The following is a 20,611-nucleotide window of genomic DNA, read 5'->3' on the forward strand; positions in this document are numbered from 1 at the left end:
AACACTGATTCTATACATGTAAAAGAGTCAGTGTTTTTTTAGCAGACGAAGGAGTCCAGTAATTTGATTTTTGACCATGAAGATGGGGAAGTATCATTTATACCTATTCAGGTAAATTTCAAAATTAAATTTGGAATTTTATACTAGTATAGGGGTGTAGAGAAATTAAGCCGGGCTTTTAATAATTATGCATTGTGTTAAAGGTAAAAACGAGAGGGGGAGAGAAATTGATGTTTCCAACATTAGAGACTGAAAGACTATGTTTAAGAGAAATCTCCAAGGATGATGCAGAAGCCCTATTTGCTTGTTTTTCTAATGAAAATGTAACTCGATATTACGGTCAAGAGACATTGCAAAATTTAGCGCAAGCAGCGGCATTTGTTGATTTTTTTGCTGAAAATTTCAAAGAGAAAAGGGGAATACGCTGGGGAATCGAAATAAAAGGTAATCGAGGAATAATTGGAACCATTGGATTTAATGCTTGGTCCCCTAAACATAAACGAGCTGAAATTGGTTATGAAATACATCCTACACAATGGAGAAAGGGTTTTACTTCCGAAGCAGTATCCAAGGTAATTCAATATGGGTTTGATGAATTGGGTCTTATTCGTATAGGAGCTGTTGTTTTTGTACATAACGAAGCATCTAACAATTTGTTAAGCAAGGTTGGTTTTCAGCAAGAAGGTGTTTTGAGGGATTATATGTATCAAAATGGAACTGCACATGATACATATGTTTACTCGATACTTAAGGATAATTAATAGTATCTTTCTTTCACTTCGGATGCACATGAACAATATTCATTTGGCTTGTGTTTTTTCGAAATTGATCGTATGCTGTCCAGTTTGGTGTCTATTTCATTGAAGTTGGACTGCATCCAGTAGGTACAGATTAATAATTTAGTGATGGGGCAGCTTGTTATTTAGAACTTAACGTGAAACTTTAAAAAATAAATTTATTTAATAAATTAGAAAGTATAAAGAGTAATCGTATTGGAAAAAATAGCTTACTGAATTACTGAATTAGTCCTTAATGTTTTTAGAAGGTAGGCGAATAAATGACTGAGTTAAATAGAATTGCTGATGAACTGGAATATATGATCACGGAGAATCTTTTTACTGAACCTAAGGATATTAAAGTTCGATCCTTCATTAGGGCGGTTCATTTAGGCGATGTGGATATTGCTGATTATCTAGGCAAAAACTCAAAAGAAAAATATGGTGAAGATTTAGTGGTGGCTATTCGGGAAGCTGCTGAGAGGCTTGCTTAGTTTGCGACCTTATTAGGATGAAGATGAAACACAAAATAACCCTTGAAGGGTTATTTTGTGTTTTTAGCTTGGTATCTAACTATTCTCTTTAGCCCTTTGGTTTTTTAATTCGGTTCATAGATATCCCAAGCGGTTTTCAGGGACTCTGTAATGTAATCTGCAACTTCATCCACTGGTAAATTATCCGTCACGACTCTTGAATGATGTTCCTCATAAATCGGTTGTCTATTATAAAATAATTGTTTGATTTGATCGATATTTTTCCCTTGCAGGACAGGGCGGCTATCAATGAGCAGGCTAATACGTTCTTTCCAAGAATCCCAAGATAAATCTAAGAAAAAGATAATACAATGTGACATGCATGCCTCACGAACTTCATCCTGTAAGAATGCGCCACCGCCGACAGAGATGATTTTTAATTTTTGTTTACAGGAATTGATAATCATGTCTTTTTCGGTTTGCCGAAATATTCGCTCGCCATATAGATTAAAAATCTCTGAAGTTGGCATATTATATTTCTTTTCAATTTCTTCATCAATATCGATAAAATCACGATATAATTTCTTCGCAACTGCTTTGCCAATTGTAGTTTTTCCTACCCCCATAAAACCAATGAGTACAATACTTTGTTCCCGTAGCGACACATCATTCATCGGTATCCCCCTAATTTGCTAAGACTAGTATCTGTTAAGAATTTAATTTTTACGAAATGAAGAAATGTAAGTTAATTAGAAAGTTGAATTAAGCTTGATCATTCATATGGATCGCTTTTCTTGCCAAACGATCTGCATGACCATTTTTCTTTTCTGGAATCCACTTGATAAAAAAGTGCGGAAAATTCTTTGATTCTTCTCTAATGCATTCAAGTAAAGGAAGAAAGAGTTGATTCTTTGTGAAATCTTTTTCGATTACATCCACGACAACCTTCGAATCAGAGCGAAAGGATATAATTTCATTCGGAAATGATTGCCGACAAATCTCAAGCGCTTTAATAATTGCGTAGAATTCAGCTTCGTGATTTGATAGATATCCTAATGGAATGGTATATTCGTAAGCGTTTTTGCCGGATTTGATATATATGCCCGCACCACTCAGTCCAGGATTTCCACTTGCTGCACCATCTGTATATACTTCGATCACCTATCTAACACTCCCAGACGAGAACTTATTCTATTTAGTATAAAGCAACTCACAATTTATGTGAATTATAATTATGTTTTTATTTTGTTTTAAAAAGTATAAATAGTAAATATTATTTTTTTCTTGCAATATTAGGTAATTTTCAGTATATTATAGAAACATAAAAGAAATATATTCCACGTCGAGCTGAAAGGGGAGTATCAATTGTCTCATACCGTATTAGAGATAAAGAACTTAAGCACCCACTTTTTCACAGATAGCGGGGAAGTACCAGCAGTTGATCAAGTAAGTTTACATGTACATAAAGGGGAAGTAGTTGGGGTTGTAGGGGAATCAGGATGCGGAAAAAGTGTTACATCATTATCCATTATGCAGCTTGTTCCCAACCCGCCTGGAAAAATAGTGGGTGGGGAAATTAATTATAAAGGAGAAAACCTTGCATTTGCTTCCGAAAAACGAATGAAGAAATTGCGAGGCAATGAAATATCCATGATATTTCAAGAACCAATGACCTCACTAAATCCACTGTTTACGATTGGAAATCAAATGAGAGAAGCCTTTCGATTTCATCAGAAAATAAGTAAAAAAGAAGCAAGGGAAAAATCAATTTCTATGTTAAAGCTAGTCGGCATTCCAAGAGCTGAATCAATTATTGATGATTATCCCCATCAGCTTTCAGGTGGAATGAGACAACGAGTCATGATTGCCATGGCGATGTCTTGTGATCCAGAGCTTCTTATTGCAGATGAGCCAACGACAGCTCTCGATGTAACGATTCAAGCACAAATATTAGACTTAATGCGAAAGTTAAACGAGGAAAAAGATACTGCCATACTGTTAATCACGCATGATTTGGGTGTTGTAGCAGATATTTGTGACCGAGTCGTAGTGATGTATGCTGGACAAGTTGTTGAAGAAGGTTCGAAACGTGAGATTCTAAAAGATTCAAAGCACCCATATTCACAAGGACTAATCCGTTCTTTACCAAGAATTCATGAGCGTGAGCAGAAGCTATACTCCATTCCCGGAACAGTACCAAAGCCAAAACTAGGACGTGTAGGCTGCCGTTTTGCTCCTAGGTGCGAGTTTGCATTTGATCGTTGCTTTAAGGAGAATCCTGATTTGTACGTTACAGGTGAAGGTAGGCGGAGTCGTTGCTTCCTTTATGACAAACAGGAAGGAGAGTCGATAAACGATGCGTCAACAATTACAGAAGCCGTTATTGGAGATTAATGGATTGAAGAAGTATTTCCCGATTAAAGGTGGTGTACTTGGTCGAACGGTTGGTGAGGTGAAGGCAGTTGACGATGTTAGCTTCACCGTTTTTGAAGGGGAGATATTAGGCATTGTTGGAGAATCGGGCTGTGGAAAGTCAACAACCGGTAAAGCGATTCTTCGCTTAATCGAACCAACTGCTGGAGAAGTAAAGTTTGAAGACCAGGATATTACACATATCAATGCAGAGGAAATGCGCAGGTTACGGCGAGATATGCAGATTATTTTTCAAGATCCGTATGCATCTCTGAATCCAAGGCATACCGTAGAAAAGATAATCGGTGAACCGTTATTGATTCATGGGGTGAAAAATGCCAAGGAGCGGACAAGCCGTGTAAAAGGGCTTCTTGAAGTTGTTGGTTTAAGTGCTTATCATGCATCAAGATACCCGCATCAATTCAGTGGTGGGCAACGGCAACGAATTGGAATAGCACGGGCACTTGCGAATAATCCGAAACTTATTATTTGCGATGAGCCTGTCTCGGCGTTGGATGTTTCCGTTCAAGCACAAATTCTTAATCTAATGGAAGCTTTACGTGATGAATTTAATCTTACGTATATTTTTATCGCCCATGATTTAAGTGTAGTAAAGCATATTAGTGATCGTGTCGGTGTGATGTATTTAGGAAGAATGGTAGAACTGACAAGTAAAGACAAATTGTATGATGATGCCAAGCATCCGTATACACAAGCACTCTTATCTGCAGTTCCGGACCCAGATCCTGATATAGAAAAAGAACGGGTTATTTTAAAAGGGGACGTCCCAAGTCCAGCTGATCCACCAGCAGGATGTGCATTCCATACGAGATGTCCGATGGCGATGGATATTTGTAAATCTGTACGTCCGGCATTTATACCTGTTGAAGATAATCATTTTGTTGCTTGTCACCTTTATGATGGACAGCAGCAAAATCTATCACGCATTAACGGGCTGTAATATCCCCACTTCATAGCGTGAGAAAACTAAAAACGTGAAGGGTGGGGATAAACAGCCTGTAAATTCCAGATTCTGTTCATCTAACATTCAATGGGGTAGAAAGGAACACCCATCGAATGAAGTTTCACTTTACTACAATATCTACTAAACAAAGAGGGGGAATAGGTATGAGATTAAAAGGCAGCGCATTTTTGTTTCTGCTACTAGCATTTCTTTTGATCATTGCAGCATGTAGTGGAGATGGTGGTGCAAATACGGATACATCGGATACTGACGGTGATGCAGGAAATGAAGAAGCAAGTGATGATGATCCAGCCACTGATGCAGAAGCGGCTGGAGATCAGGTGTTAGTTTTTGCTCGTGGTGGTGATTCGGAAAGCCTTGATCCAGGAAGCACCACAGATGGGGAGTCATCTCGTGTGACACAGCAAGTATTAGAAGGGTTATTAGAATTTGATAAAGAATCCTTTGATCTTACGCCAGGTTTAGCACATGATTGGGAAGTTTCCGAAGATGGTTTAACCTACACATTTTTCCTGGAAGAAGGAGTTACCTTCCACGATGGTACAGACTTTAATGCCGAAGCTGTAAAAGTTAACTTTGAGCGTTGGGCAGATCCAGAGCATGAATATGCATTTACGGATGACGGCTATGTTTATTCGATGTATGGAACCATGTTTGGTGGATTTGCCGGTGATGATGGGCATGTGATTGAGGAAATTAATGTGGTCAATGATCATGAGATTGAATTTGTTTTAAATCAACCATTAGGATTTTTCTTACAGAATCTGGGGATGAGCTATTTTGCGATTACTTCTCCAGCCGCATTAGAGGAGCATGGGGCAGCGATTAATGAAAATCCGGTAGGTACAGGACCGTTTAAATTTGTCAGTTGGAGCAAGGATGACTCCATCGTATTAGATAAATTTGAAGATTATCGAATGGATGGATTACCGAAGCTGGATCGCGTTATTTTCGAAGTCATTCCTGATAATGCAGCACGATTAATTGCATTAAAGTCTGGTGAGATTGACATTATGGATGGCTTAAATCCAGATGATGCGGCTGGTGTAGACGCTGATGAAGGTTTAGAGCTGTTGACACGTTCAGAAAATAACTTCGGTTATGTTGGCTTCAATACGCAAAAGGAGCCATTTGATCAAGTCGAGGTTCGACAAGCAATTAATCATGCAATTGACAAGCAAGCAATCGCGGATGCTTTATATGCTGGCTATGCGACAACTGCTAAAAATCCTCTGCCACCTGGATATTTAGGTTATAACGACGAAGTAGAGGAATACGCGTATGACCCGGATCGGGCGAGAGAGTTATTGGCTGAAGCAGGGTTTGAGGATGGGTTGGATATTGAACTATGGACGATGCCTGTAGCGAGACCGTATATGCCAGATCCCGAAACGGTGTCGCAAATTGTTCAGAATAACTTAGCAGAGGTTGGCGTAAATGCGACAATTGTACGAGAAGAATGGGCACCGTATTTAGAAAAAACATTACAAGGTGAACATCAATTGTTTATTCTTGGTTGGTCTGGTACCAATGGGGATCCGGATTACTTCTTGAGTAGTTTGTTGCACGGATCCAATGTTGGAAGTAGCAACCGTAACTTTTACCAAAATGATGAAGTAGATGAGCTGCTGGATAGTGCCAAACGTGCTATTGATCAAGATGAACGCGCGGATCTTTATGCACAGGCACAAGCTTTGATTTCTGAGGACTCACCAATGGTTACATTAGTACACTCTACACCAGTTATGGCAACAACGACGAAAGTAGTGAACTATGTTCCACATCCATCAACAAGTGAGTCGCTGAAAGAGGTTGAATTAAGTAACTAAAACCAAAGCGGAAGCGCCCGGTTAGCGACAGCGACGTATGGAGGTGAAGGAATTCTCGCTACCACGTAATCGCTGGAGCTGACCGTGGCTATTCAGGTTATATACAATCTTAGATATTCTATAACTTACTTTCAAAAAAAGAGGTAGCAGTATGATGCTGCTGCCTCTTTTTTAGCAATCATTTGTACATGATTAGAATAGGGGTGAAAAAATGTTTTCCTATATTCTACGACGTTTATTAATGCTTATTCCCGTATTGATCGGTATGACATTGATTACCTTTTCGATTGTTCATTTAATTCCGGGAAATCCAGCACAAGTAATTTTAGGGGAAACAGCTACTGCAAATGCAATCACAGAGCTAGAGGAAAGTATGGGATTAAATGAGCCTTATTTTGTTCAATATGGTCATTATTTAATGGATCTAACACAAGGCGATTTAGGGACTTCTTTACGATCGAAAGCTGAAATTTCAAAAGAAATTTGGCCATACATAGCAGCCACCTTTGAGTTGACCCTATTTGCGATGATTTTTGCTGTTGTCGTTGGAGTAAATGCAGGAATCATTAGTGCGTGGAAACAGAACTCTTGGTTTGATTTTTTGGCTATGATGGTTGCATTAATTGGCGTATCGATGCCGATTTTTTGGCTTGCTTTAATGGAGCAATGGATATTCGCCCAAGAACTTGGCTGGCTTCCTGCATATGGAAGACAGGATAGTAGAGACCCAATTGCCTCAATAACGCATTTTTATGTGTTGGACTCATTAATTCATTTGGATTTTAGCCGTGCCTTAACGATTTTGAAGCACTTAATTTTACCAAGCATTGCACTTGGGACAATACCAATGGCTATTATTGCAAGGATGACACGTTCAAGTATGCTAGAAGTGATGAAGTCCGATTATATTCGTACGGTACGTGCTAAAGGATCTGGTCAATTTCTTGTGATTTATAAGCATGCACTAAAAAATGCAATCATTCCTGTATTAACAGTAATTGGTTTACAAACGGGAGTATTACTTGGTGGAGCAATTTTGACGGAAACCATTTTTAGTTGGCCAGGGATTGGCAGATATGTATATGAAGCGATAAGCTATCGAGATTATCCAGTTATCCAATCAGGGATACTCGTTATCGCATTTATATTCGTATTAATCAACTTAGCTGTGGATATCTTATATAAAAAAATCGATCCGCGGATTAAATATTAAAGGGGGCTGCAGATGATGAGGATAGAAGAAAAAAAGAAATATTCAGAGCAGCAAATCCCAAATCCTGCAAAGGTCGGACAGCATATTGATTCAGAAGAGATAGAGGCAATCTCACCATGGAAGGATACAGCAAAGCAATTACGTAAAAATCGCTTTGCAATTATCGGTTTTGTCATTATCTTATTTTTTATCGTACTTGGATTGGCTGCGCCATTAGTAACTTCCTACTCGGTAGAAGAACAGCAATTGGTCAATCGATTACATCCTCCTTCAGAGGAGCACTGGCTTGGTACGGATCATTTAGGAAGAGATATTTTTACCCGAATTGCATATGGAGCTAGGGTATCACTTCAAGTTGGTTTTTTCGCAGTAACCGGAGCTTTATTTTTTGGAACACTTCTCGGGATTATTGCTGGTTATTTCGGTCGTTGGGTCGATATGGTTATATCAAGAATATTTGATATTCTACTAGCTTTCCCAAGTATCTTACTAGCGATTGCGATCGTGGCCATTCTTGGTGCTTCCTTGCAAAACGCATTAATAGCGATTGCGATCATTAATATCCCGATATTTGGTAGACTTGTTCGTTCACGTGTTATTAGCTTACGAGAAGAAGAATATATTATGGCCGCTAAAGCACAGGGGATGAAAAACGGTCGAATTATTATGCATCATATACTGCCTAATAGTGTTGCACCTATAATTGTCCAAGCAACATTGGGATTCGGAACCGCAATTCTTGAGGCTGCTGCACTTGGATTTCTTGGTCTGGGAGTTCAGCCGCCGGTACCAGAATGGGGACAGATGCTTGCAGATGCTCGTGACTTTATCCAGCTTGCTCCGTGGACATTACTCGCTCCTGGTATTTCTATTATGCTCGTTGTGCTCGGGTTTAACTTAATTGGTGATGGACTGCGAGATGCGCTTGATCCTAAGATGAAGAACTGAAACACTGTGATGAAGCGTCCTTGTCTGAAACCTTTACTTTTCCTTAATCGTATTAGTAAAATAAGAACGATAAGGAGGGTAAGTAATATGAAGCGATTCATTTATATAGGAATATTGGCACCTTTTATTTTCGTTTTAGCAGGTTATTCAGATGGAGAGCGCTCTTTTTCAATCGACGAAGTAATCATTGATGCCCAAATTCAGGAAGATGGGACGATTGATGTGCGTGAACAATTTACGTATACATTTAACGGTTCCTTTGAAGGGGTCACAAGATCCATACAGTCGGACAGTCAGCATTTTCAGGCATTTATAGTAGAAGAGGGCGATTTTCCTGAGGACACGAATGAATCAAATTCATTAAAAGTTGAAGAAGATGATGATACGTACCGGATTTTTACAGAATCAATGGATGAGGCCAAGACTGTGCTGTATACCTATACAATAGAAGGATCTGTAAACAAGTATACAGATGTTGCTGAGTTGAAATATGCATTTTTTGACGATTCCAATGAAACGGATTTAAATAATGTACAAATCATGATTCACCCCCCAAATCAAAGCATGGAAGATACGCATTACTTTTTACATGAAGATGAATCAGGAAGCTTGAATAGTTCCGATAGTGGTTTAGTGTATACAAATTCAATGCTAGAAGCTGGTGAAACATCAATGCTTCGATTTGTCTTTCCGTCTAGCCAGTTAGCTGGTATGGAGCTTACAAAAGATTCTCCGATGTTAGATGAAATTATATCAGAAGAAAAAGACTATACTGAACGATTGGAGCATCTTGATGCTAACATGAGTAAAGCTGAACCAATTATTTGGGGATTATTTGGGGTAGTTATTCTAACAACGATTCTCGTCTATTATGTTCACCCCTATCGTTACCGAGGAAATAAAAGCGAAGATGCATTCATACAAATTCTCGAACAAACAGATCCATTGTTAGTAAAATATTTGCGAAACAGTTTACATTTGCCGTATGACAGCTTTATTGCTGGATTATTCTCATTAAAGCAACGTGGGATTGTCAGTTTAAAAGAGGTACCTTCTCTTATAAAGAAAGGTGAGCATACTTTCCGCTTTACATGGGTTAGTGGAAATGAAATGGGCGACATGGCTGATTCGTTTTTGCGATCCTGGTTATTTACAAAACGTGATCATTTAGGAGATTACTTTTTATTAGAAGATTTACTTGATAATAAAGAAGAAACGGATGAAGTCAAAAAGAAAAAGGCAGAGCAATTTGAAGCGGATTTTAATAGGTGGGCTGGTTTGGTAAAAGGAAGAGAGGATTACCAAGGATTGCGCAGGAAATGGAAGGGTTATTCCTTTCTATCAATCCCACTGCTGATTATTTCGTTTGTTCTATATAACTATTTCGTTACGATTGATACAATTAGTCAGACAGAGCAATGGGTGTTGCCTCTGATTGTTGGTTTATTAACAGTAGTTACGTTAGTGTTTAATCGTAATAAGTGGGTAAACATTGCTTATTATTTTATCGTTTTGCTGATGACGCTAATTGGATTTAGCATTACCCCAGCTGTCATTTTAGCTAGCGTATTCTATTTCATTACCTTTGTATCCTTGCTGATTATCCCAAATTATTATTGGAAAAAGGGGATTAAAGAAATAAATTATGCGACTTTTAAAGGATATTGGTTGTTTATTCGAAATCGTTATCCTGTTGGCTCTGAGCCGGGTAAATTAGAAAGAAGATTAGAATATGCAATCATCTTGGGTGCGGGTGAAAAATATGGAGAGAAATGTGGAAAAGCTGAGCAGGCTATAAAATGGAATGCTGATTATCCACTGCTTCATAATCCTGTATATGCAACAACTTCATTTAGCCCAAGCAGCCTTATACTGTATACGGCTGTCCTGCATAGTACGACAAGCGCGAGTACTTCATCGTCCCCTTCTTCAACTGGTGGCGGTGGGGCAGGAGCATTTTAAAAGCTAGCGAAACTAGAAAGGGAGAAAAACGCTTTCTAGTTTTTTTCATAACTTTTTAACATTTCGATACAAATTTTTGAGTGTTTAAGATAGAAGTGATATTATCTAAATAATGACGCAATTGGAAGAGGTGCTAAATTTGAAGTTAATTAGTTATATACCAAAAGGTTCGAACCATTCATGGAGAATTGGTGGTTTAAATGAAGATATTGTAATTGATTTACAAGATGCTTATCGTAATTTACTTATTTCGAAAGGTGAGAAGGAAAATGTGGCGATGGAGTCTATTTTTCCAGCAGATCCAAATCAATTCTATTCGATTGGAAACGGCATTATCAATCAAGCAAAGGAAGCTTTTCATTACGCATTGTCGCATACAACTGGCAAAATATCTTTCCAACGAGAAGAGGTTATTCTTGGACCACCGGTACCAAATCCATCAAAGATTATTTGTGTAGGTAGAAACTATGCAGAGCATGTTGCCGAAATGAAAGGCGATTTGCCAGAAAACCCGGTTTTATTTGCTAAGTTTACAAATGCTCTCATTGGACCAGAAGATGCGATTGAAAAGTCAGACGCAACGGAAAAGCTTGATTATGAGGTAGAGCTCACGGTAGTTATCGGAAAAGAAGCTTCAAAAATAAGTCAGGAGGATGCACTTGATTATATTGCTGGTTATACTATTGGAAACGATACCAGCGCTCGAGACTTGCAGAAAAGGACGCCTCAGTGGCTGCAGGGAAAATCATTAGATCGCACGACCCCAATTGGACCTTGGATAGTTCCAGCAGAAGAAATCGGTGATCCATCAAACTTAATGATTAAGTCCTATGTAAATGGAGAAGTGAGACAGGTCTCCAATACAAGTAATTTGATATTCACCATTCCATTTCTTATTGAATTCATCTCGAACTTAATTACATTAAATCCTGGAGATATCATTATGACTGGCACACCTGATGGGGTTGGCTTTGCAATGGATCCACCTCAATTTTTAAGAGATGGGGATATTGTTACATTAGAAATCGAAAAGATTGGTCGAATGGAAAATAAAGTGTTTGCAGCTGATTGATTTTTATAAGTACTTTTAAAGAAGACTTTTCGTTCATTGGACTCATAGAAGGTCTTCTTTTTCTCTGTTTCTAGTAAGATATGCACATGCATGTACGTGTGAGGAAAGCGTATAAATAGGTAATTTTCATCTTAACGTTAAGATTTATTTCAAGTACGATTAATATAACGTTTTCAGAGGAGGATTTCCGATGACTCAAAAAATTGCTATTGCAGTAATTCATGGAGCGGGTACTCCAAAGAAAGATTTTGCAGATGAAATTATTTCACATATCTCTAACGGTTTTGCAAAAAAGCTTACCATTAACAATGCAGAGCAGGAATTAGTATTTGAACCGATTTTCTGGTCATCAGTTTTCGAATCGGAGCAAACAGAATTATGGAAAAGGTTACAGGAAAACAGGAACTTAAATTATTCTAGATTAAGACGGTTTGTAATTGAGTTTTTAGCAGATGCAATAGCATACCAGCCAACAACTTTAGGGAATCAGAATTATGATAAAGTTCATTCCCTTGTTGCAGCATCTATCAATAAACTGAGGGAAAAGGCTGGAGCAAATGCGCCCTTGTGTATTATTAGTCATAGTCTGGGTTCTATTATTGCAAGCAATTATTTTTATGATTTGCAATTTAAGCGAGAAAACATGGGGATCGAAACAGTGAAGTGTACAAGTAATTCACCAATAGAGCAATGTGAAACGCTAACCCTATTTTATACAATGGGGAGTCCAATGGCGTTATGGTCATTGCGCTACATTGATTTTGGATCTCCAATTACCGTTCCCTCCCCAATGATATCGCGGTTTTATCCAACTATTCAAGGTGAGTGGTTGAACTTCTATGATAAAGATGATGTATTAGCTTTTCCGCTAAAAGGAGTAAATGAAGCATATCAACAAGCGGTTACCGAGGATGTTGCGGTGAATGCTGGAGGGGTGTTAACAAGCTGGAATCCGTTGTCGCATCTATACTATGATCGTGATACTGAGGTGATTACCCCGATTGTTGATGGTTTAGTGAGAACATGGAAAGCTATTAATATGGATAAAAGTATACAATACAAAAAAATTGAAAATCAGGTAATGATCACAAGCAATAATGAACAGTAATTTTTTCTGAAGTTTAGATGGATGGGATGGGAGTACTATTTGTGATAAATTATGATGACCGTAAATTTGTATCAGTCGAAAATACCGCGAACGGAGAAGTATCCTCCAAAACTTTTTTTGAATATAAACAAGAAGGTAATATACTTTCAGCAACATATAGTGGTGGAGAAATTGTAAAAGGAACACTGATTGGAATAGTAAATGAAGATGGCAGCTTACAGTTTAGATATAATCATGTAAATAAAAAAGGCATGGTAAAAGGTGGGGAGTGTTTTTCCGTTCCTGAAATTCTAATTGACGGTCGGATTAGGCTGCATGAAAGCTGGAGATGGTCAGACCAAAGTGAAGGGAAGTCTATTGTGGAAGAATTAAAATAACATCAACCAATTGGTGGAAGAAGAGATTTCCTTAAAATTTAAGAACAAAGCAACAGTGTAATGTTGAAAAAAAGAGGGAGCACATCGTGAAGGATGCTGTTCCCTTTGTGCTATTCCATAGATTATAAGCTACGAATAAATTTTTCGAGTTCACGGTTAAATTTTTCCGTTTCTTCAAGGAATAACAAATGACTACTATCCTCAAATGGAATCAGTGTTGCATTTGGAGTTCTTTCTTTAATATAGTTTCCTGCTTCAATCGGAAAAAATCCGACAGTACCAAAGCAAATTAATGAAGGGACTGTCACATTGGAAAGCGTCTCACGATAATCGACAGCTGTCTGATTTAATACAATTGTACTCGCAATGGATGCAGGTAGCTTATTCATTTCCTGTAAAATCCAAGTGAATTCATCGGGGTCTGGTTTTTCTTTATACATTCCATAGATGAAATTACTGTTAAATGTCGCTTGATCTTCTTGAATGGCTTGCACAACATTGCTGATTGCTTGAAAATCAAAAGCGCCAAATTCCCAGTCAGGCCAGGTATAATCAGATGCCGATTGATCAACAATGGTAATGCCCTTTATATTGTCTGTTCCGAATTGATTGATATAATCCCAAACAACAAAAGCTCCCATTGACCAGCCTACTAAAATAACATCTGTTAAACTTAATTTCTCCATGAAAGCTTTTAAATCCCGTGCATACTGTGCAACAGTATGACCGCTCTCTACCTTGGATGATTTTCCATGCCCTCGAAGGTCTAAAGCAATCGTGTGATAGTCCGAGCTTAGTTGTGCTAGCTGTTTATAAAAAAATTTACTGCTCATCATTACGCCGTGGATAAAAATAACGGTCTGGCCCTCTCCTTTTTCCTCATAGAACAAAATTGTTTCAGAATCCACTTGTAAATGCGGAATAATAATCCCTCCTGCACACCATTTTGGTAACAAACTTCGCTTCTCTCTATAAATAGTATGTTCGTTTGATTTTGGAGATGACAATATAGGAATTATAAAAAAGAGTCATCGTGAGCTGAGGGCAAAGAACGGCAATTGTAAACCTTCCCACTAAAAGGTGCTAGTGTGCAGTTGAACTTAAAGTGTTCATCATTAACCAAGTCCATGTGTTTTGGAGTGTAATATAGTAGAACAATGTACTTAAGAACAGTGCCCAACATGATAGCTTTCGTTTAGATAGTAATCGATTCTGACATGGCAATAAATTCACGAACTGCATACGGTATGTATTTATCCTTTTTCCAAATCATGGCCAAATCTAAATTGACAACCGTTTTTTTAAAAGGAATTGCTTTAATTTCATCATTGGTTATTTGGGCACATATTTTACTCGGTAATAGAGCAACACCTAATTTTGCTCCGACCATCTCAATCATAAAGTCCTTTTGTGAGCTCTCACATACAACATTAGGATAGAATCCATGTTCTTCACAAGCTTCTATAATCCTGTCATGGAGAGAGAAATCATGCCGATACATGATAAAGTGTTCCTTTTTGATATGGGAAAAGTTGATTGCTTCTCTGTCCGCTAATGGATTGTCCTTTTGTACAACGAGCATTAGCGGATCGTTTAGTAGTTTGATTGTTTCAAAGTTTTCTGTTTGTATGGGGAGATTGCAAATCAAACCGATATCCAGTTCACCTTCACGAACGCCATGTTTAATTTTGTTGCTGCCGACCTCCGTCAATAGTAAATCAATGGAGGGATAAGTGTCCTTGTATTTGCTAATTAATGTGGAAAAGAATGCAGCACCGATAATTGGAGGAATTCCGATTTTTATTTCCCCTTTTTTTAAGTTAATAACATCAATTAGTTCAGATGTTAAGTTTTCAAAAGCATCCATAACATGTTTCGCATTGATTAAGAATGCTTGTCCAGCATCCGTTAATTCCAATTGTTTGGCCTTTCTATAAAATAGGGCGGCACCAAGCTCGGCTTCAAGGCTTTTAATTGTTTTGCTTAGTGAGGGCTGTGATATGTGAAGAGTGGATGCTGCTTTTGTAAAGTTCAGCTGTTTCGCAACTTCTGCAAAATATTCTATTTGCCTTATGTCCATGATAAACAACCTCCCTGACAATAATTGATTTTTCTTAATTATACGTCAAGTTATAACCAAAAGGAATAACATTCATGCAAAACTTATATTGTTGTTTCTAATCTGTTCCTATTAAAATAGTAATATAGTGAGTAAGAGGAGGGAATTTGGATGTGTGGTTATGTGAAAATAGGAAATCTTCAAGTGGCAAAAGTGCTTTATGATTTCGTTAATTCGGAAGCACTTCCGGAAACAGGTCTTGACAATGAAAAGTTTTGGGACGATTTCGGGAAGCTTGTCTCAGATTTGGCTCCGAAGAATAAAGCGTTGTTAATAGAGCGTGAAGAATTACAAAAGAAAATAGATGCGTGGCACAGAGAGAACGATGCATTTGAATTTAATAGTTACAAATCTTTTTTAGAAAATATCGGCTACTTGGAACCTGAAGTGGGAGAATTTACGATTACGACCACGAATATTGATGATGCTATTACACATCAAGCTGGTCCGCAGCTCGTAGTGCCAATTGACAATGCGCGCTATGCCATTAATGCAGCTAACGCACGTTGGGGCTCCCTCTATGATGCATTATACGGAACTGATGTAATAAGTGAAGAAGGTGGAGCTGCTAAAGAAGGATCCTACAACCCTGTTCGAGGCGGAAAAGTAATTGCTTTTGCGAAAAACTTTCTTGATGAAAATTTCCCTCTACAGACTTCCTCGCATCAAGAAGCAACAACCTATGCTGTTGTTAGCGGGAGATTGGACGTGACTCTGAAAAGCGGTGAGACAACTGGACTGAAGGATAGTTTTAAATTTGTTGGATACCAAGGTACGGCGGAAGAACCTAAAGCTATTCTATTTAAAAATAACGGCTTGCATGTTGAAATGCAAATCGACCGCAATCATCCTATTGGAAAAACGGATGCAGCGGGAGTGAAAGATATATACCTGGAGTCTGCAACCTCCACTATTATGGACTGTGAAGATTCTGTTGCAGCCGTTGATGCTGAGGATAAAACGCTCGTGTACCGCAATTGGCTTGGTTTGAACAGAGGAGATTTAACTTCTGTTTTTTCTAAAGGCGAAAAGAAAATTACACGTAGCTTAAATCCTGATCGTACCTATACAGGCCTGAACGGCGAAGAAATAACGCTATCAGGGCGGGTTCTTATGTTTGTCCGCAATGTTGGGCACTTGATGACGAATAACGCCATTCTTGATGAATCGGGTCAGGAAGTACCTGAGGGAATAATGGATGGTGTCTTAACAAGCTTGATGGCTAAACATGGGCTATTAGGAAATGGCCAATACCAAAATTCTCAAAAAGGTTCCGTCTATATTGTTAAGCCTAAAATGCACGGTTCAAAGGAAGTTGCTTTTGCGAATGAATTGTTTAATCGTATAGAAGATATGCTTGATTTCAAACGTCATACACTTAAAATTGGCGTAATGGATGAAGAAAGACGTACAAGCCTAAACTTGAAAAATTGCATTTATGAGGTAAGGGAGAGAATTGCTTTCATTAACACAGGGTTTTTAGATCGTACAGGTGACGAGATTCATACATCCATGGAAGCAGGAGTCATGATTCGAAAAGGTGAAATGAAAGTCTCGCCATGGCTGAACAGCTATGAAAAAAATAATGTACGTATTGGTCTGGATACTGGGTTTAAAGGAAAAGCGCAAATTGGAAAGGGAATGTGGGCAATGCCTGATCTAATGGCTGAGATGCTGAAGCAAAAAGCAGGCCATCTACAAGCAGGTGGAAATACAGCTTGGGTTCCATCTCCAACAGCAGCTACATTGCATGCGCTTCATTACCATGCTATTGATGTCCGGAAAGTGCAGGAAGAACTGCAAAATGAAGTGAAAAATTACCGCGAGGATATTTTACAAATTCCGATTGCAGGAAAACAGAATTGGTCAACTGCAGAAATCCAGGAAGAGCTTGATAACAGCGCACAAACATTGCTTGGTTATGTTGTTCGCTGGGTGGAACAAGGTGTCGGCTGTTCAAAAGTCCCGGACATTAATAATGTAGCACTTATGGAAGACCGTGCAACATTGCGAATCTCAAGCCAAATGTTGTCAAACTGGCTTCACCATGGTATTTGTACCAAAGAACAAATGCTGGATACGTTGAAACGCATGGCACAAATTGTTGACAAGCAAAATGCAGGAGATCCATTATACAATCCAATGGCACCCAACTTTGATGAATCAATTGCTTTCCATGCAGCATGTGACCTTGTTTTCAAAGGGAAAGAGCAGCCAAGCGGTTATACGGAGCCAATTCTTCATCGCAGCCGTCTGGAGGCAAAAGAAAAACCACATGTAAGAAGTTGATATAGAGTTGAGAGGGCCGATAACTAGAAGTAGGTCCTCTCTATTTATCTTTGTACTTACGGTGTTTTTCTGATCTTTTTTACTCAACTCACTACGTATGTTTCCTGATGATATTATTCGAATCGGATAAACAATTACGCAAAGGAATTTCAGAATCATGAAGGAACAGTCTGTGTAACGAACTATTGGAAGCGTTTACTATGGTGATAATAGGAATGATGGAATCATATCTTTCCTAATAGAGAATGATAATTGAAATTGAAAAAGAGTGAGCTAAAAAAGAACTGCTTTTAAACTTTTGCAGGTTCAACTAAAAAGGGGGTTTGAACAATATGATTTATTCAGATATAGAAGGGGTTTTGCCAGCCGAACAAATAAAGCACAATGCTAAATGTCATTCGCTGGGTAATGATGGAAATCAAATCATGGAAGCCTATTCTGAGGAAGATATATCGAAGGTTCTTTCCTTTGCATACCAACAATCCAAAACGGTTAATATTATTTCTGGGGGTACGAAGCGTGGTTATGGTGGCGAACTGGAGCAGGCAGATATTTTATTGTCACTGGGTAACTACAAAGGGATCGTGGAGCATTCAGTTGGTGACCTTACACTGACTGTGAAACCTGGGACGACTTTAAGAGAAATAACAGAAGAATTGGCTAAACATGGGCAGCAAGTCGCAATAGACACACCTTGGCCGGAGCTGGCAACAATTGGCGGCATTATAGCAGCAAATGACAGTGGGCCAAAGCGATTGCTTTATGGATCTGCAAGGGATTTAGTTATCGGCACGAGGATCGTCTATTCCGATGGAAGAATAATCCGAACAGGTGGAAAAGTAGTCAAAAACGTAGCAGGTTATGATATGAATAAGCTTTTCATCGGATCGATGGGAACGCTTGGTGTCGTTAGTGAAATCACATTAAAATTACGTCCGCTTCCAAGTTTTGAAGGGTTGTCCCTTTTGCAATTCCCACAGGGTGGTCAACAAGCAATTCGTGAATTTTCCATGCAGATCCTTGACTCAATGATGGAACCAGTTTCATTGGAGATCTTGAACCCTTCTTTTGCTGAAAAAATGACCGGTAACAGAAATTATACGTTGGCCATTGCTTTTGAAGATCGGAAAAAAGCTGTTCAAGAACAGGAAAAATGGGTGAAAAATCATGTTCCGATTGATGCTAAACATTGTGTGATGCATGAGGAACAGGCAAGACGATGGTGGGAGAAGTTCAGGCATTTCGGACCCAATGGCCATAATGATGAAGAATATAATGATTCAAATACACAGGCTGCATTGAAAATTGGAAGCAATAATTTCGATGTCCTCATTATTTTAGAGGTGTCTGAACGGCTTTCAAAGGAACATCAAGTGACAACAGAAGCGCATGGTGGGGTAGGACATGGTATTTCAAGAGTGTTTATAGAGGGGCTTCCCGAAAATATTGTTGCTTACATTAAAGCACTTAGATCAGAGGTAGAAAGAAGACATGGGTATGTAGTTTGTACACATTTACCGTTTAAGTTAAGAAAGTTGGTTTGTGTTTGGGGTGAAATACCACCATACTTTGCTTTGCTGGAAGGTATTAAACGTACGAATGATCCGAACAGAATTCTTAACCGACAGCGTTTTGTAGGAGGTATATAAATGAGTGTAGGTCAGAAAGAATCTGCTAATCTAGTGAATCTCCTGGAAAATGGTCCAGCCTGTCAAACAGCGACGCTAGGAAACTATCTTTGGGACGATTTACCAGATCAGGATAAATGGGCGGACTGTGTACACTGTGGTATGTGTCTGGAAGCCTGTCCGACATATCAGGAAACGGGTGAAGAACAGCATTCACCAAGGGGACGCGTTTATTTAATTAAAGCTGTTGCAGAAGGGAAAATTGATGTAAATGAAGCTTTTTCCAAGCCTGTATTTGATTGCCTGGATTGCCGTGCGTGCGAAACGGCATGCCCCGCCGATGTTCAGGTCGGTGGTTTGATTGAAGAAGCTCGTGGCCAAATTCGTCAGGCGATGCCTCTGACAGGTCTTCAAGGAAAACTTAGTAATACTGCTTTAAAAGAGCTCTTCCCAAAGCAAAACCGGATGAATATGCTCGGTGGCCTTATGCGATTCTATCAAAAGAGCGGGATACAAACGATAGCTAGGAAAACTGGCTTATTAAATATATTGCCAAATCCCTTACAAGAGATGGAATCGATTCTTCCAGAGGTTGGAAAACCAGTGCTTGGCAGGTATCCAGAAATCGTTCCAGCTGAAGGAATGACGAAAAAGCGGGTTGGAATGCTGACAGGCTGCATAATGGATGTGATGTTCAGCGATGTTAATGAAGCGACCATTCGAGTTCTTACGCATAATGGATTTGAAGTCGGTCTGCCGAAACAACAGGGATGCTGCGGTGCACTCCATGTACATGCTGGAGAAAGAGAAACAGGAAAAATGCTAGCAAAACAAAATATCGAGGCTTTCAAAGATTATGATAAAGTACTCGTAAATGCAGCGGGCTGTGGCTGTGCACTTCAAGAGTATGATGAACTTTTCAGAAATGATCCGAACATGCAACCTTTGGCAAAGGAGTTTTCGGAGAAGGTTGAAGATGTTTCCAAGTTTTTGTATGATCATGATTTTAAACGTCCTACCACAGAAATGAAAACAAAAATTACGTACCATGATGCATGTCATCTTGCTCATGGACAGGGGGTTCGTTTTGAGCCTCGTCAACTATTAAATGAAATTCCAGGGGTGGAAATGGTTGAGCTGCCAAATGCAGACCGTTGCTGTGGCAGTGCTGGAATCTATAACCTGACACACCCAGAGATGGCAGGTAAACTGCTTGACCGAAAGATTGATGATGTCCCGGATAATATTGAAATGATCTCCATGGGGAATCCAGGTTGCATGCTCCAAATAGCAATGGGTGTGAAAAAGCATGGCAGAAGTGAAAAGGTTGTCCATACCGTCCAATTGCTTGATTGGGCTTATGAAAAAGATAAAGCCCAAGTTAAAGAAAACATACCTGTGAAATCTTAGCTGGAAAGGA

18 protein-coding genes are annotated in these 20,611 nt (G+C 38.9%); 14 read left to right on the top strand and 4 right to left on the bottom strand.

Annotated features, from left to right (window positions below):
• Positions 1-230 precede the first annotated feature (230 nt).
• Together NST46_RS13090 and NST46_RS13095 are read left to right on the top strand one after the other, a co-directional pair.
• Positions 231-761 (top strand): GNAT family N-acetyltransferase, encoded by a 531-nt coding sequence (locus tag NST46_RS13090; protein ID WP_118889688.1) that lies wholly within the window; start codon positions 231-233, stop codon positions 759-761.
• Between the two features lie 296 nt (positions 762-1,057).
• The gene (locus tag NST46_RS13095) at positions 1,058-1,270 is read left to right on the top strand and encodes a hypothetical protein (protein ID WP_095311264.1); all 213 of its coding nucleotides are present in this window, start codon (positions 1,058-1,060) and stop codon (positions 1,268-1,270) included.
• A gap of 104 nt (positions 1,271-1,374) precedes the next feature.
• Here the strand turns inward: NST46_RS13095 and NST46_RS13100 are convergent, their stop codons facing one another.
• Together NST46_RS13100 and NST46_RS13105 are read right to left on the bottom strand one after the other, a co-directional pair.
• Positions 1,375-1,923, bottom strand: coding sequence for a shikimate kinase (locus NST46_RS13100; RefSeq protein WP_303448147.1), 549 nt, complete (start codon positions 1,921-1,923; stop codon positions 1,375-1,377).
• 88 nt (positions 1,924-2,011) lie between these two features.
• A complete protein-coding gene (locus NST46_RS13105) occupies positions 2,012-2,410 on the bottom strand; it encodes an RNase H family protein (protein WP_095311267.1) in 399 nt (132 codons plus the stop codon).
• Positions 2,411-2,614: 204 nt separating this feature from the next.
• Here NST46_RS13105 and NST46_RS13110 point away from each other — a divergent pair, with 204 nt between their 5' ends.
• From NST46_RS13110 to NST46_RS13150, 9 genes are all read left to right on the top strand, one after another.
• Entirely contained in the window at positions 2,615-3,643 is a 1,029-nt protein-coding gene (locus tag NST46_RS13110) for an ABC transporter ATP-binding protein (protein ID WP_303448144.1), read from the top strand.
• Positions 3,606-4,622 (top strand): ABC transporter ATP-binding protein, encoded by a 1,017-nt coding sequence (locus tag NST46_RS13115; RefSeq protein WP_341137352.1) that lies wholly within the window; start codon positions 3,606-3,608, stop codon positions 4,620-4,622. The genes NST46_RS13110 and NST46_RS13115 overlap by 38 nt, the downstream gene beginning before the upstream one ends.
• A gap of 167 nt (positions 4,623-4,789) precedes the next feature.
• On the top strand, positions 4,790-6,475 hold the full coding sequence (locus NST46_RS13120) for an ABC transporter substrate-binding protein (RefSeq protein WP_303448141.1): 1,686 nt from the start codon (positions 4,790-4,792) through the stop codon (positions 6,473-6,475).
• 211 nt (positions 6,476-6,686) lie between these two features.
• A complete protein-coding gene (locus NST46_RS13125) occupies positions 6,687-7,688 on the top strand; it encodes an ABC transporter permease (RefSeq protein WP_095311273.1) in 1,002 nt (333 codons plus the stop codon).
• Positions 7,689-7,700: 12 nt separating this feature from the next.
• Positions 7,701-8,636: an ABC transporter permease gene (locus tag NST46_RS13130; protein WP_251659197.1), complete on the top strand. Its 936-nt coding sequence runs from the start codon at positions 7,701-7,703 to the stop codon at positions 8,634-8,636.
• Positions 8,637-8,723: 87 nt separating this feature from the next.
• Positions 8,724-10,598, top strand: coding sequence for a DUF2207 domain-containing protein (locus tag NST46_RS13135; RefSeq protein ID WP_341137353.1), 1,875 nt, complete (start codon positions 8,724-8,726; stop codon positions 10,596-10,598).
• Between the two features lie 139 nt (positions 10,599-10,737).
• Positions 10,738-11,670 carry a fumarylacetoacetate hydrolase family protein gene (locus tag NST46_RS13140; protein ID WP_341137354.1) on the top strand — a complete coding sequence of 311 codons (933 nt, stop codon included), beginning with the start codon at positions 10,738-10,740 and terminating at the stop codon, positions 11,668-11,670.
• A gap of 190 nt (positions 11,671-11,860) precedes the next feature.
• Positions 11,861-12,778 carry a chemotaxis protein gene (locus NST46_RS13145; protein ID WP_341137355.1) on the top strand — a complete coding sequence of 306 codons (918 nt, stop codon included), beginning with the start codon at positions 11,861-11,863 and terminating at the stop codon, positions 12,776-12,778.
• A gap of 41 nt (positions 12,779-12,819) precedes the next feature.
• A complete protein-coding gene (locus tag NST46_RS13150) occupies positions 12,820-13,155 on the top strand; it encodes a n-acetylglutamate synthase (RefSeq protein ID WP_341137356.1) in 336 nt (111 codons plus the stop codon).
• Positions 13,156-13,277: 122 nt separating this feature from the next.
• On the opposite strand, the gene NST46_RS13155 is transcribed toward NST46_RS13150, so the two are convergent.
• Together NST46_RS13155 and NST46_RS13160 are read right to left on the bottom strand one after the other, a co-directional pair.
• Entirely contained in the window at positions 13,278-14,078 is an 801-nt protein-coding gene (locus tag NST46_RS13155; protein ID WP_341137751.1) for an alpha/beta fold hydrolase, read from the bottom strand.
• A gap of 272 nt (positions 14,079-14,350) precedes the next feature.
• Complete coding sequence (locus NST46_RS13160; protein WP_118889695.1) at positions 14,351-15,235, bottom strand: LysR family transcriptional regulator; 885 nt, start codon at positions 15,233-15,235, stop codon at positions 14,351-14,353.
• A gap of 150 nt (positions 15,236-15,385) precedes the next feature.
• Between NST46_RS13160 and NST46_RS13165 the strand changes: the two genes are divergently transcribed.
• The 3 genes from NST46_RS13165 to NST46_RS13175 all read left to right on the top strand — a co-directional run bounded on the left by NST46_RS13165 (position 15,386) and on the right by NST46_RS13175 (position 20,601).
• Positions 15,386-17,563: a malate synthase G gene (locus NST46_RS13165; protein ID WP_341137357.1), complete on the top strand. Its 2,178-nt coding sequence runs from the start codon at positions 15,386-15,388 to the stop codon at positions 17,561-17,563.
• Between the two features lie 332 nt (positions 17,564-17,895).
• Positions 17,896-19,212, top strand: a complete 1,317-nt coding sequence (locus NST46_RS13170) for an FAD-binding oxidoreductase (RefSeq protein WP_341137358.1) — start codon at positions 17,896-17,898, stop codon at positions 19,210-19,212.
• Positions 19,213-20,601, top strand: a complete 1,389-nt coding sequence (locus NST46_RS13175) for a (Fe-S)-binding protein (RefSeq protein ID WP_340002082.1) — start codon at positions 19,213-19,215, stop codon at positions 20,599-20,601. It abuts the gene before it with no gap.
• Positions 20,602-20,611: the final 10 nt, after the last annotated feature.

The organism is Oceanobacillus sp. FSL W7-1309 (assembly GCF_038002145.1).
GTDB classification, from domain to species: domain Bacteria; phylum Bacillota; class Bacilli; order Bacillales; family Amphibacillaceae; genus Oceanobacillus; species Oceanobacillus profundus.

Excerpts from the sequence above, each read along its gene's own strand:
- NST46_RS13090 (WP_118889688.1), top strand. The coding sequence starts at position 231 with ATGTTTCCAACATTAGAGACTGAAAGACTATGTTTAAGAGAAATCTCC.
- NST46_RS13095 (WP_095311264.1), top strand. The coding sequence starts at position 1,058 with ATGACTGAGTTAAATAGAATTGCTGATGAACTGGAATATATGATCACG.
- NST46_RS13100 (WP_303448147.1), bottom strand. The coding sequence starts at position 1,923 with ATGAATGATGTGTCGCTACGGGAACAAAGTATTGTACTCATTGGTTTT.
- NST46_RS13115 (WP_341137352.1), top strand. The coding sequence starts at position 3,606 with ATGCGTCAACAATTACAGAAGCCGTTATTGGAGATTAATGGATTGAAG.
- NST46_RS13120 (WP_303448141.1), top strand. The coding sequence starts at position 4,790 with ATGAGATTAAAAGGCAGCGCATTTTTGTTTCTGCTACTAGCATTTCTT.
- NST46_RS13125 (WP_095311273.1), top strand. The coding sequence starts at position 6,687 with ATGTTTTCCTATATTCTACGACGTTTATTAATGCTTATTCCCGTATTG.
- NST46_RS13130 (WP_251659197.1), top strand. The coding sequence starts at position 7,701 with ATGATGAGGATAGAAGAAAAAAAGAAATATTCAGAGCAGCAAATCCCA.
- NST46_RS13135 (WP_341137353.1), top strand. The coding sequence starts at position 8,724 with ATGAAGCGATTCATTTATATAGGAATATTGGCACCTTTTATTTTCGTT.
- NST46_RS13145 (WP_341137355.1), top strand. The coding sequence starts at position 11,861 with ATGACTCAAAAAATTGCTATTGCAGTAATTCATGGAGCGGGTACTCCA.
- NST46_RS13160 (WP_118889695.1), bottom strand. The coding sequence starts at position 15,235 with ATGGACATAAGGCAAATAGAATATTTTGCAGAAGTTGCGAAACAGCTG.
- NST46_RS13165 (WP_341137357.1), top strand. The coding sequence starts at position 15,386 with ATGTGTGGTTATGTGAAAATAGGAAATCTTCAAGTGGCAAAAGTGCTT.
- NST46_RS13170 (WP_341137358.1), top strand. The coding sequence starts at position 17,896 with ATGATTTATTCAGATATAGAAGGGGTTTTGCCAGCCGAACAAATAAAG.
- NST46_RS13175 (WP_340002082.1), top strand. The coding sequence starts at position 19,213 with ATGAGTGTAGGTCAGAAAGAATCTGCTAATCTAGTGAATCTCCTGGAA.